This is a genomic window from Sulfurospirillum multivorans DSM 12446 (assembly GCF_000568815.1).
GTDB classification, from domain to species: domain Bacteria; phylum Campylobacterota; class Campylobacteria; order Campylobacterales; family Sulfurospirillaceae; genus Sulfurospirillum; species Sulfurospirillum multivorans.
Window position 1 is genome coordinate 329,496 of record NZ_CP007201.1, and the last position, 13,348, is coordinate 342,843.

At 42.7% G+C, this 13,348-nt stretch carries 11 protein-coding genes; 10 read left to right on the forward strand and 1 reads right to left on the reverse strand.

Going from position 1 to position 13,348, the window contains the following annotated elements; all coding sequences use genetic code 11:
- Positions 1-116 precede the first annotated feature (116 nt).
- From SMUL_RS01725 to SMUL_RS01755, 7 genes are read left to right on the forward strand one after another with little or no spacing between them, the layout of a single operon-like run.
- Positions 117-2,918, forward strand: a complete 2,802-nt coding sequence (locus SMUL_RS01725; RefSeq protein ID WP_025343541.1) for an EAL domain-containing protein — start codon at positions 117-119, stop codon at positions 2,916-2,918.
- 45 nt (positions 2,919-2,963) lie between these two features.
- The gene (phsA, locus tag SMUL_RS01730; RefSeq protein WP_025343542.1) at positions 2,964-5,249 is read left to right on the forward strand and encodes a thiosulfate reductase PhsA; all 2,286 of its coding nucleotides are present in this window, start codon (positions 2,964-2,966) and stop codon (positions 5,247-5,249) included.
- Positions 5,250-5,260: 11 nt separating this feature from the next.
- Positions 5,261-5,827 carry a 4Fe-4S dicluster domain-containing protein gene (locus SMUL_RS01735; RefSeq protein WP_025343543.1) on the forward strand — a complete coding sequence of 189 codons (567 nt, stop codon included), beginning with the start codon at positions 5,261-5,263 and terminating at the stop codon, positions 5,825-5,827.
- Positions 5,824-6,792 carry an NrfD/PsrC family molybdoenzyme membrane anchor subunit gene (gene nrfD / locus SMUL_RS01740; RefSeq protein WP_025343544.1) on the forward strand — a complete coding sequence of 323 codons (969 nt, stop codon included), beginning with the start codon at positions 5,824-5,826 and terminating at the stop codon, positions 6,790-6,792. The genes SMUL_RS01735 and nrfD overlap by 4 nt, the downstream gene beginning before the upstream one ends.
- A gap of 10 nt (positions 6,793-6,802) precedes the next feature.
- Entirely contained in the window at positions 6,803-7,471 is a 669-nt protein-coding gene (locus SMUL_RS01745; RefSeq protein WP_025343545.1) for a response regulator transcription factor, read from the forward strand.
- Positions 7,458-8,639 carry a sensor histidine kinase gene (locus SMUL_RS01750; protein WP_025343546.1) on the forward strand — a complete coding sequence of 394 codons (1,182 nt, stop codon included), beginning with the start codon at positions 7,458-7,460 and terminating at the stop codon, positions 8,637-8,639. Before SMUL_RS01745 ends, SMUL_RS01750 begins: the two co-directional genes overlap by 14 nt.
- Entirely contained in the window at positions 8,636-9,484 is an 849-nt protein-coding gene (locus SMUL_RS01755; RefSeq protein ID WP_025343547.1) for a cache domain-containing protein, read from the forward strand. The genes SMUL_RS01750 and SMUL_RS01755 overlap by 4 nt, the downstream gene beginning before the upstream one ends.
- Here SMUL_RS01755 and SMUL_RS01760 read toward each other — a convergent pair.
- On the reverse strand, positions 9,474-10,739 hold the full coding sequence (locus SMUL_RS01760) for a coproporphyrinogen III oxidase family protein (RefSeq protein ID WP_025343548.1): 1,266 nt from the start codon (positions 10,737-10,739) through the stop codon (positions 9,474-9,476). The two genes, SMUL_RS01755 and SMUL_RS01760, sit on opposite strands and share 11 nt — an antisense overlap.
- 278 nt (positions 10,740-11,017) lie before the next feature.
- Here SMUL_RS01760 and SMUL_RS01765 point away from each other — a divergent pair, with 278 nt between their 5' ends.
- From SMUL_RS01765 to SMUL_RS01775, 3 genes are all read left to right on the forward strand, one after another.
- Positions 11,018-11,494 (forward strand): hypothetical protein, encoded by a 477-nt coding sequence (locus SMUL_RS01765; protein ID WP_190278599.1) that lies wholly within the window; start codon positions 11,018-11,020, stop codon positions 11,492-11,494.
- Between the two features lie 104 nt (positions 11,495-11,598).
- A complete protein-coding gene (locus SMUL_RS01770; RefSeq protein WP_025343550.1) occupies positions 11,599-12,516 on the forward strand; it encodes a manganese-dependent inorganic pyrophosphatase in 918 nt (305 codons plus the stop codon).
- Positions 12,517-12,526: 10 nt separating this feature from the next.
- The gene (locus SMUL_RS01775) at positions 12,527-13,306 is read left to right on the forward strand and encodes a hypothetical protein (RefSeq protein ID WP_025343551.1); all 780 of its coding nucleotides are present in this window, start codon (positions 12,527-12,529) and stop codon (positions 13,304-13,306) included.
- The last annotated feature ends 42 nt before the right edge of the window (positions 13,307-13,348 follow it).

The window sequence follows — 13,348 nt, forward strand, 5'->3', positions numbered from 1 at the left end:
AGCTCCCTTTTTTAAGGGGGCTTGCCTTCTTTTTATGTTTCACTTTGTAAAATACTTCTTATAATAATTTTTTATTAGGGCCTTTTACATGTAAGACTTCAAAATAAGGTAACAGAGTGAAGTTAGTTAATTATACATATGAAACACTTGAGGCATTAGAGCACTTTTCACGAACCTATTTCAGACCGAACGAACATCTCTTTATCCAGCTTTTCTGCGGCAATACAGACAAAGCAATCATAACCGAAATCCTCCATTTTCTCAAAAAAACCTTTCCCAAATGTGTCATCATCGGTGCGAGTACGGCAGGCGAAATTAAATCGGGTCGCATCAAAGCCAGCACCCTTCAAATCAGCTTTTGCCAGCTTGAAAAAAGCAGAGCCAAGGCGCATTATTTTGAAGCGGTGAACTTTGAAAGCGGGCAAAAAGCAGCTGCAACGATTCTCGAAGAGGATACCAAAGTGTGTGTTGCGTTAGCGCATCCTTTTGGAGAGGATGACAGCGAAGATTTTGTGGAGGGATTTAATACGCTAAGAGCCGATATGCCACTTTGTGGTGGCAATGCTGCGGATGATTTTTTCTTCCAGAGCGCGTTTGTTATTTACGAAAAGCAGATCTTTTCCAAAGGCATCGTGCTCGTAACCCTAAGCGGTAAACGTTTACATGTAAACACCAATTACTCCCTTGCATGGACGCAAGTTGGCAAAGAACTGAGCATTACCAAGGTCGATAAAGGAACCATTTACGAGATCGATCATCAACCGATTCAAGAGGTTTATCGGCACTATTTAGGAAACGATGCGATTCAAAATCTTCCGAGCAGTGCGATGGAGTTTTCGTTTGTCAAAATCTCGGATGATGTCGATGTGTGTCGTTCTCTGATTAGCGCTAATCTTGATGGTTCATTAACCTTTGCGGGGCATTTTGAAGAGGGCGAAAAGGTACGTTTTGCGATTGGCAATGTGGAAGCGATTATCGACAGAGCTATCGTGATGCAAGATGAGATCAATGAAAAACCCTGCGATGCTATTTTTGTCTATTCGTGCAGTGCGCGTAAACTGTTTCTCTCAAAACAGCTCAATTACGAATTTGGACTCTTACAGCAAATCGCTCCCACAGCGGGCTTTTTTACCTACGGAGAATTTTTTCACTCACACCATAAAAACCAACTGCTTAATGTGACCACAACGGTGTTGGCGCTGGGTGAGTCGGATTATATTATCACCCATCCTTTGGGCGAAAAACCAGCCCTTAACTGCTCCACACTCAAATCTCTCACCCATTTGGTCAACACCACGCAGCATGAACTCGATGTCAATCTTAATTTTTTAAGTCAGTATAAACTGATTTTAGATGAGTGTTGTATTGTCTCCAAGATGAATTTAGAAGGAGAGCTGATCTACGTGAGTGAGCCTTTTTGCACGGTGGTAGGCTACTCTAAAGAGGAACTTTTAGGCAAAACGCATCGCATGCTTAGACCCAGCGACGCCGATCCTGCGATTTACATTCAGTTATGGGAAACCATAAAAGCGAAAAAGATTTGGAAAAACAGCGTTAAAATAGTCACTAAAAATGGAAGTGTACGCTATTTGCAAGCTACGGTTATGCCTATTTTGGATGAAGATGGCGCTACATTTGAGTATTTTTGTGCCCATTTTGACATTACCGATCTGATTTTGAAAGAGCAGTTAATCGAACAGCATTTTAAAGACGAGCTTACGGGGTATGGAAATCGCGAAGCCCTTTTTCATCGCATGCGTTTGGATGAGAGTGCGAAGCTGTTGATTTTGCTCAATTTAGTCGAATTCTCGGAGATCAATGACTATTTAGGGTATGACGTCGGCGATGAACTTTTACAGCAAGTGGCGCATTTTTTGGTGGAGACCTTTGATGGGCATCCTGATACTGTTTTTCGCATTAACGGTGATGAATTTGCCATTTTACTGATGGAGCAAGACCATAAAAGTTTTCGCAGCGTGCGCGATAAAATCAAACGCATGATCCACCATATCGAGAAAAAAGTCTTTACGATTGGTGGCTATGAGGTCGTGGTGAGGCTCAATGTGGGGGTTGCTGAGGGAATTTCCGATGCGATTTACATGCAGTCACATGTCGCGCTCAAAGCGGCAAAGGTGGAGCATAAAGCGGTGGTCTTTTACGACATCCATCAAACGTTGAAAGCCAAAACAGAAGAGAACCTTCAAGTCATCCAAAAGATCAGTGCAGCGATTGAAAATGACCGTATCGTTCCCTTTTTCCAAGGCATTTACGACAATACTTTGCGTAAAATCACCAAATACGAAGTGCTGATGCGTCTGCAAGAAGAGGATGGTAGTTATCTGAGTCCTTATTTTTTCTTGGATCAAGCAAAAAAGACACGGCTTTATGAGAAGCTGACCAAAATCATGATTTATAAATCGTTTGAATACCTCAAAGATTTTGAAGTGGATTTTTCGATCAACCTGACCAAGGGCGATATTTTATCCCTTTCGGTTAAAGAGTGTTTGTACGAAGCGATCAAAAAATACAACTGCGCACACCGCGTTATATTAGAGATCGTTGAGTCTGAAGGCATTGAAAATTTTGGTGAAATTACCGCGTTTATTCATGAAGTCAAACAGCTAGGATGTCGCATCGCCATCGATGACTTTGGTACAGGATATTCTAATTTTTCCTACCTCGCAAAGCTTGAAGTCGATATTATCAAGATTGATGGCTCTTTGATTAAAGATATTGACACGAACGAGATCAGCGCGATGGCAGTGGAGACCATCATCTCGTTTGCACACAAAATGGGCTATGCGATTGTCGCTGAATTTGTCGATCGTGAAGCGATTCAAGAGAAGCTTTTAGGTTTACATGTAAACTTCTCGCAAGGCTACCTTTTCAGCAAACCAAGCCCCATTATTTCGCATTAAAGTCAAATTATCGTACAATAGTATTAAACTAGGAAAGGGTAAGGTATGGCATATCTCCAAGCGCGAAGAGACTTCTTAAAGCTAGCAACAACGGGTGCAACCGCAACGGTTTTGATACCTGGAAGCTTGGGCGCTTTGGGCGAAGTCGCACTTCGGGGCGAAGATAAATTTGTTCGCTCCATTTGTGAGATGTGCAGTAGCAGGTGCCCCATGGAAGCGCGTGTCATCAATGGCAAAACCGTCCTGCTTCAAGGAAACGCCTTTGCTAAAGAGATGGGAACTTCTTTGTGTGCCAAAGGGGTTGCGGGCTCTTCTCAACTTTATGATTCCCAACGGCTTGTGAGTCCCTTGATTCGCGTGGGAAAACGTGGTGAAAACAAGTGGAGAGAAGCGAGTTGGGAAGAGGCATTAAACCTTGTCTCCACCAAACTCTCTGCGCTAAAAGAGCGGTATGGGGCTCGCAGTGTCATCTTTTCGTCTAAAACAGGCGAACATTACGACCTTTTGCGCTCTTTCGCCTCTGCGTTTGGCTCTCCCAATGTCTTCTCCCACTGGAGCTCCTGTCCCATCGCCATTGAGAGTGCGTTTACGCAGACCTTTGGCGAAAAACTTCACCGTGATTTTGAAAATGCTAACTACATTCTCAACTTTGGGCACAACCTTTTTGAGGGCTTAGACATTCCCCTCACCAAAGCGATGGCACACTTTTGCGCCAATCCTTCTAAAAAATTGGTCGTGCTCGATCCTCGCTTTTCCATCATCGCAGCTAAAGCCGATGAGTGGCATCCCATCAAGCCAGGCAGTGATTTAGCGTTTGTTCTTGCGCTTTTACATGTATGGATCAGGGATGGCAAATTCGATCACACTTTTGTTGAACAGTACACCATTGGCTTTGATAATTTGGTGGATGCGGTGAAAGAGACAACTCCTCAATGGCAACAAACACTCAGCGGTATTGACGCCAACATGGTGGAGCGTATCGCCTCCGAACTGTACGCGGCAGCACCTCGGTGTATTATTGATTGGGGGCACAAAGCGACTACGACGCAGGCAGAGTATCAGCGATCGCGGGCAATTTTGATCGCCAATATTTTGATGGGCAATGTGGAAAAAGAGGGTGGCATCTATTTTACAAAGAGTGCAAAGCGTGTCAATGCACTGGCAAAAGAGAGTATTGTTCCCGAATTAAATAACCCATATCCTCGTCCACAGATTAACGAACCACGCATCGATGGGGCAGGAGAAGAGGGAGCCTACCGTTTTGTCTCAAAACAACACGGTGTTTTAACCGCAATTCCCGAAGCCATACTCTCCCAAAAACCGTATGAAATTAAGGGATGGTTTTTAACCCGTCACAATCCGCTCATCACCGTCGCCGATCCGCAAAAGATGAAAGAGGCGATGGAGCAGCTCGAATTCATTGTGGTCAACGATATTTACCTCTCCGACACCGCGATGATGGCAGATGTCATCTTGCCTGAGTGCACCTATTTGGAGCGCGATGAGGGCATTAGCACGCTTACATGTAAAGTTCCCACGTATGCCATGCGAAACCGTATCGTCGCTCCTTTGCATGGGAATAAAAGTGCGATTGAGATCATGCGAGATTTGGCTGAGCGCATGGGGTTTGGAAGCCATTACGCGTGGAAAAACAGTAGTGAGCTTCGAGCATTTCAAGCCAAAGGCAATGCGGAGCTTTTGCAAACCTTGCTCTTACGAGGTGTCGCGTCGTTTGATGTGCCATATTTTTGTGCGCTTGAACCCTCTTTGGTGGAACGGTTTTGTGAACGCTACCCCAAAAGTCGCGCTTGGGTAGATGCACAGGGCTGTTTTGGACATCTTTTGGAGCATCTTAAAACACCCTCAGGAAAAATTGAGATCTATTGCGAAGAGATCGAAAAAGTGTTTAAAGGTTATGGAGTACCCAGAAGTGTTGATATGGACGTCACACAAGGATTTCCTTATGTGCTCACCAGTGGCAAAAGTGCGGTGCACACCAACGGGCACACGCAAAATGTTCCCTACCTTGCGATGCTCCTCTCTTCCAATCCCATCTGGATGCACCCCTCAACTGCAAAGGCGCATGGGCTGAAAATGGGCGATACTTTTTACCTTCAAAACGCTATTGCTAAGGAGAAGGCGACTGTTTTTATCACCGAGGGCATTCGACCCGATACACTGTTTGCCTACATGGGCTTTGGTCATGACGCCCCTTCTCTGAAACGAACCCATGGTAAAGGGACAAACCCTTCAACGTTTCTCTCCTTGGAGTCTGCACCGCTTTGTGGCGCTATGATCACCAATGTTGGTGTGAACATCATCAAGGCATAGGAGACACGACAATGGAAAAACAGTATCGACTGCTTTACGATGAAAACCTCTGCATCGGGTGTCAAGCCTGCAGTGTGGCGTGTCGTGTGGAAAACAGCGTACCTGATGAGGTTTACAGATTGCAAGTGCATCTTCACACCAAAGGCGAATTTCCCAATCTGGGGATGAATTACGAGCGACTCAGTTGTGTGATGTGTGAAAATCCTCCGTGTGTGAGTGTATGTCCTACCAACGCCTCGTTTCAGAGCAAAGATGGTTTGGTGCATATTGATGAGCGCTCTTGCATTACATGTAAATACTGCATCCTCGCCTGTCCTTACCATGCACGTTTTATCAACCCTTTGAAAAACGTCGTGGAGAAGTGTAATTTTTGCTACGAAACACGTGTTTCCAAAGAGCTAAGTCCAGCGTGTGTCAGCATCTGTCCGACCGATGCGCTGAGTTTTGGCGACATGCGACAGAAACATTCTCTCGTGCATCAAAAATCGCACAAAGAGGTTCTGGTGTTTCCCAAAGCGCATCTTGGAACAAAGCCCAAAGTGGCGTTTATACCCAATCGCAAAGGGATGAAATCATGAGTCCAATGTGGGGAAGTGTGGAGCAGTACAGTACCATTCATTGGTCATGGGCGATTGCGATTTACCTCTTTTTAGCAGGACTCAGCTCAGGCTCCATCATTGTTGCGTTGCTCGTAAAATGGAACCGTCATGAGCGCAGTAACTCCTCCATTTGGGATGCGATGATCAAAGCGGGCTCTGTCGTAGCGCCTGTGGCAATCTTCTTGGGGTTAATTGTTTTGGTCATCGATTTAGGACGTCCTCTTTCGTTTTATTGGTTACTGATTCGCTACAATATCACCTCTGTTATGAGCTTGGGAGTGCTTTTTTTACTCATTTACACGCCCATCGTAGTAGTCTTTATGCTGCTTGTTTTTGAGCGCAGTGTGATCAAATACCCGTTTTTTGCCCCACTGGAAAGTTTGATCAATCTGGTCAAAAGCTTTCATTCGTACGCGAAAATCATTGAGTATTTTCTCTTCGCAGCCGCTCTTTGTGTAGGCTCCTACACGGGGTTTTTACTCTCAGCTTTGTATGCGATTCCGCTGTGGAACAGCCCGCTTTTACCGATTTTATTTTTAACCTCAAGTCTCTCCTCAGGCGTTGCGGTGAACATTCTCATCGGACTTCTCTTTTTTAAAAGCACCATCAATGCAGAGAGCATCAAATACCTTTTGGTGCTCGATACGAGGGTTATTTTAACGGAACTTCCTCTTTTAGGGCTCTTTTTTATCGGTCTGTTTTACGCAGGAGGTGACGCTCCAAGTGCTGCTAAGATGGCACTCACAGAGGGGTTTTGGGCAGGTATCTTTTGGCTTGGAGTCATTGGTGTGGGGCTTGGGCTTCCTCTTTTGACGGTCATTATCGCTTTGCGCAGTCATGTGTACCGTGTGGGATATGTTGTGATTAACTCAATGGTGGTTATTTTAGGCGTTTTGATGTTGCGGTACTACATCATTTACGCAGGACAAATTTATCTTGGTTAAGGAAAAAGGCATGAAGATTTTACTGTTGGAAGATGACTACAACTACAATGAGAGCATTAAAGAATATTTGGAGCTCTTAGGGTACGAAGTCGATGCCTTTTTTGATGGAGAGAGTGCGCTGGATGCGATTATGGAAAAGTGCTATTATCTCTTTTTACTCGATGTCAAAGTGCCCAAACTCAATGGACACGAGCTGATCAAATACATCAAAGAGGCGAACATCACGACGCCGATTATCATCATGACATCCTTGGTCGATATTGACAACATCGAAATTGGGTATCAGCTTGGGTGCAATGATTACCTCAAGAAACCTTTTGAGCTCAAAGAGTTGGAGCTTCGAGTACGTGAGCTCATTAAAAAGCACTATCAAACGAGCAGTGATGGCGAGTTTCGCCTCAGTTGCGGTTTTGTCTTTAATTTTGAAACGGGTGAGCTTAAAAACGAGGAAAAAACCGTTTCACTCACCTCAAAAGAACTTGATTTGGTGCGTTTTTTGATTCGACGTAAAAACACCTTTTGCGACATTGAGTTGATTCGTGAAAATGTGTGGGAAGGCAAAGAGATCAGCTACGCGGATATTCGCATGTACATCAGAAAAATCAGGCTTAAAGTGGGTGAAGATGAGTTTATCAAATCCTCCCGTGGTTTAGGATACCGCATCGATGTTATCGCTTAACCCCTTTCGTTCGGTCTTAATCTATACGCTGATCGTGATGGCACTTTTTTGCGTGCCCAGTTACTTTGCGATTCAAAGTACGATCATGGAAGAGAAATACAAAGCAACGCAGGAGATTTTGGAGTGGGTGGATGCCCACGAGAAGAGCATTTTTGAAAAAGAGCACTTTGAAATTCCACGAAGCGTGCGCTTTCATATCAACATCTACGATACCTCTCACCAACTTCTGTACCGAGGTATCCAAGAATCTTTGATGGATCTTGATTTTAAAGTGCATGTGATTTATCCGTTTTTATATTTTCAAAAAAAGATTCAACACAAGAATGAGCTTTTATACCTTGTGGTGGAGTTGCAACTCAATTATGCCAAGATTATTTTTATTACGACGATGCTCTTTTTTATCGTGCTTTTTTTGATCTATTTGATGAGCAACGTTTTTATTCACTCCAGCATTTATCCCTATAAAAAGATGCAGCGTTATATGAACGACTTTTTTAATGACTCGATGCATGAGCTCAAAACGCCTTTGGGTGTCATCAACATCAACGTTGAACTGCTTTCAAGTTATGTGAACTCCACTAAGCATCTTCAGCGCATTAAAGCCGCCACCAAACAGATGCAGATGACCTATGAAGATGTGGAATACTACATCAAACATAAAAAAGTGATCTACAACAAAGAGAGGATGAATCTCTCCGAGTATCTAAACCAACGCATCGCATTTTTTGAAGATATTGCTGTTTCAAAGTCCATTGATTTGGAGCACAGCGTAGCGCCTGATATGATGATCTATATGAGTAAAGTGGAACTGCAACGCATCATCGACAACACTCTCTCCAATGCGATCAAATACTCCTTTTTTCAAGGCAAAGTGGAGATAAAACTTCTGCTTAAAGATGAAGAGCATTGTGTTCTTAGTTTTCACGATTACGGTCAAGGCATAAAAGATCTCTACAAAGTATTTCAGCGCTTTGAACGGGAGGATTCGGTGCAAGGTGGATTTGGTTTGGGACTTAATATCGTTCAAAATATTTGCAATAAAAGTGACATTGACATCAGCATCGAATCGTATGAAAACAAGGGTTCATGCTTTACGTATATCTTTAGGCTTGATAAAAAGAAGCTCTTAGACAGCGTCGATGATGGAACACTAAAGGGTGAAAAATGAAAGAAAAACGGTTTTTTCTCAGTGCGGCACTGATGCTTTTTTTTGGGCTTGTCATGCTTTTTTTGTACGACAAATCCATTGCGTATGAAGAGGAAGCAACGCTTAAAAAACAGATGGATGCTCTGCTGTTAACCTTGCACAATAAGATTGAAGAGACGACCAAGGTCTCTTTGGCAAGTTCGGTTATTTTGGCGAAAAGCCCGCATGTGGTGGCGTGTTTGAACCAACAAGAAAGAGAGCACTGTTTGCAATACTTGCTTGAAATCAGAAACAGTATGGCACAAGCCAACATCTTTGAGAATGCACGCCTGCATCTGCATACCAAGGATTTTAAAAGTTTTATGCGCTTATGGGATTACAGCAATCAGACCAATGATGATCTTAGCACATTTCGTCATGCGTTAGAGAAGATCAAACAGAGTAAACAGCCGATTCATGGCATTGAGATTGGAAGACATGGCATGTTTATGCGTGCGATTGCTCCGGTTTTTAGCAAAAGTGAGTATATCGGAACGATTGAAACCGTGGTAGATTTTAAAGACCTGAATGAGTACTTTAAAAAAGATGGTATTGAGCTTTATGTGTTGATGAAAAATGAGTACCAACCTATCGCCAATGCGGCAAGCTACTGTCAAAAACTGATGCTCGATAATTACACCATTGTCAATCAAGAAATCAATGGTTTGGGGTTCATTAAAGAGATCAATTTTCAAGGCACGGGGTATCTTAAACGCGGCGATTATTATGTGCTGTATACCCCAATTGTGGACATTAACGGGGAGCATATTGGTTTCTTTGTACTGACTTGGAGTGAGAGTCTCTCCCTCGCATCCTTTAAAGGATGAGTCCCTTGCGTGCATCGTTGCGGATGCGATCCATGCCCATGTAAAACTCTTTCATCATCACTAAAAAGAGGTAGTCGCCAAATTCAGTCGTGGTGACACTCTCGTGATTCTCTTTGATCGCTTTGGCAAATTTAAGCAGCATCAACTCTTTTCCAAGTGTGTCGTTAATACTGACGCCAAACATGGTGGCAAATTTTTTCTTTGAAAGTTTGCCATTGAAAAGATCGACCATCAAGCGATAATACATCTGAGAATTAGCAGGAAAGGTGCGCTCTTTGGTCACGGCTGAGTGTTTTTCTTGAATCAATGCCGCGTATTTATCCAGAGCAAATTCATTGAGATAGAGGGTGTCTTGAAGGAAGCTAAACGAGCCTGAACCTACCCCGATGTACTCTTCATTGTCGATGATATACTCATCGATAATCAGCTCGCTCTCTTTAGAAAACGACCAACCATGGCGCGCAGGATAACGCTCTTTTAAAGACTCTTTGATCACGCTAAAAAAGGCAAATTCGTTCTCAAGGCTGAATTCACCCAATGTTTTTTGGACACTGTTTTTCACTAAAGAGGAGGTCATAAGTGGATAAACACTGGTTTGCTCAGGGCTTAGTTTTTTCAAGATATCTAAATCTTGAATCAATCCCTCTTTGGTTTGCGTTGGAAAATTGAAGATCAGATCCACGCTGGTGATGGGCAAGATCCCCAACATGGATGCAATCTTCGCGTACACCTCTTCGCCTGAACCAAACTTTTCATAACGTCCCAGTTTTTTTAACAGAACATCATCAAAGGTTTGAACACCGATGGAGAGACGATCCACCAAACCATCCAATTGGAGTATGGTCTTGGGCTTGATGTGGTTGGGATCGGTCTCGCACGAGACGTGTTCAATGGAGAAGAGTTTTCGAACCAACTCAATGGTCTTTAGAAGCTCTTCTTCATCAATCAGAGGTGTACCGCCACCAATCACCAAATAGTTAAAATCATACCCTAACGCCTTTACATGTAAAATCTCTTCACGTAAATGTGCATAGTAGTGCGCCGCAGCTTCTTTGGTGTAGGTGAATTTATTAAACGAGCAGTACGGGCAAAACATCGTACAAAACGGTACGTGAATATAGAGAAGATACTTTTTGTCTTCAGGCGGTGGTGGCAATCCTAAAGAGGGTTTTTCGACATGTAAATAGTGCTTGGTGTATTGGCTCATAAAATAGCTTGTCGCATTCGTAATAAGCTTTGATTGTCGGGTTTGCATACTAATCCTTATTTACTTTTCGTGCCAAATGAAAGTACATTATAGTGGTTCTTTGTGACATTCAGAATGATATAAATTGTCTATAACAAACTTCTAGAAGTATTATAAACCTATGAACGTAATTTTTATGTAAACAAAAGGTTACGTAAATCAAAATGTTAAGAAATAAAAAAGGAATACTACATATAAAAAAGGAGAAAATGAGGGGAAATGCTTTTCATAATGAATCCACGTTATTTAACTATAATGATAAGATCTATTTAAAGGCTCAAGGAGAGATGATGAAATGTATAAAAATAGTTTTTACCGCGTTTGGAATAATGATGCTTACGGTATCTGCCCTCAGTGCTGCTGATTTTGATTGGATGGTCAATCTCAATCTTCGTTCAAACGCAGATCCTTACGCGTATAAATCAGGGCTTGTCTCACGTTTTGGCGTTCCTGAGTCACAGCTGAGCGTGATTCTTAAAAGTGTTGGTGCCCCTGCGGATGCCTATATGATTTTACGTTTGTCGGAGCTTTCGGGAAGACCGCCTGAATATGTGCTTAAACACTATCATGCGAAAAAAGACCGTGGTTGGGGTGTTTTGGCACAAGATCTTGGTGTAAAACCTGGCTCCAATGAGTTTAAAACACTCAAAGGGGGGCATGATATGCGTGATATGAATGATGACCGTCATGACGATAAACGAGACGACAAACGTGATGAGAGAGACCAAGTGCGTGAGAAAGAGCACGGTAAAGGCAAACACTAATCGCTACGCTTCAAGCGCTTAGAGGGTTTTGCTTCTAAGCGTGATACGTGGCTAAAATTTGAGCTAAATCGGTTATAATTACAGAAAAACTAAAGGAATTTTCCATGAAAACGTATGCATGTGGACATATTAATCCCGATTCTGATTCTGTTGTATCAGCCATTTCCCTCTCGTATCTCAAAACCCAACTAGGTGAGACATGTATTCCCGCTCGTCAAGGCGAACTTAGCCCTGAGACAGAGTTCATTTTAAAGACGTTTAATCTTGAAAAACCGCTGTTAAAAAATGATTTTTCAGGCGACAATCTTTACATTACCGACTATTCCGACCTTGCGCAAGCACCTCACAATCTCAAAGAGACGAATATCTTAGGGATTATTGATCACCATAAACTAGGTGACATTACCACAACGACACCCCTTGAGTGCTGGATTCGCCCTGTTGGGTGTACCAATACGATCGTCAAAGAGATGTTTGACCACTATAAAATTCAAATTCCAAAAGAGATTGCGGGTGGGATGATGCTAGCCATTCTCAGTGACACCGTTTTGTTCAAATCCCCAACCTGCACCAAAGTCGACACCAAAGCGGTGAAAGAGTTAGCGATAATTGCAGGTGTGGTTGATTTTAAAGCGTTAGGTATGGAGATGTTTTTAGTCAAATCGGCTGTGAAAGGTGCAAGTCCACGCTCCTTGTTACTTCGCGATTACAAAGACTTTGAAATGGGTGGTCATAAAATTGGCATCGGTCAACTTGAAGTGGTCGATCTCAAAGTGTTTGATGAGATGAAAGAGGCACTTTTTGCCGATATGAAAGCCTACAAAGAAGAGGGCGGACGCCATACGGTCATGCTTTTGTTAACCGACATTATGATTGAAGGGTCTCAATTTTTAGTCGTGAGTGATGATGAAAGTGTGATTGAAAAAGCAATGAATACAAAACTTGTAAACCACGAAATGTGGGTTGATGGCGTATTGAGCCGTAAAAAACAGGTCATTCCTGTTATGGAAAAGCAGTTCTAAAAGCGTTTCTGTGAAAAAATTTACGCTGAAGCGACGCTATCTGATTCAAAATCCTAAGGAAGTGGTGAAGTCTATTCTCACCACGTTTCCTCTTTACAAAAAAAATCTTCAACAACTTTTTATCGAAAACCATCCGGATGCGTCTGAGCGGTTGGCAGTACTTGGAACACGGTTTCATTCACTCGGCGAGATGGAAGATTTTGAAGAGGATTTGAAATCATTTCTATGCGCGGACGTGAGTGGCGATAAACGTTACAAAAGCCGCTATCTCTCTTTGTTTGGATTGCCTCAAACGTATGATTTTTCACTCTATGAAGTTTATAAGAAATGCGACAGAATCGGCATTAAATCCTTTGAGTTTGCTTTTGCTTCAGGAATGAGCACGCACAAAGTACTCAAAGTACTTCTCTATCGTGAGATGCAATTTTTAGAATACGAAGTGGCACTGCTTTTGGAAGATCATGCTAAAGCGCCTAAAACGATTGCCAAGCGAGCGGAAAATATCGGCTATCTTTTGAAGGTTTCAACGGCGATTTTCGATGAGGTGATGCGAGAAAAAATGCTCAAAACGTTCGCACCTCTGCTAAGTCAAGACAGAGCGCGTCTGCTTCCTTTTGTGCAAAGTAGAGCCTATGCAACCTTGCTGTTAGACATGCGTTTTTTTCTGCGTGAACAGAGTGGTTTTTACCTTTTAAAAAAGAGCGAAATGCCCCTGCTTTTTTTTGTGAAAAAGTACCTCAAAAAAGAAGAATTTCGCATCGCCAAAAGGCTTAAAAAGGCGCTTTATTAACACTTTATTTTGATTTTTGAGGTATTGCGATACAATATCATA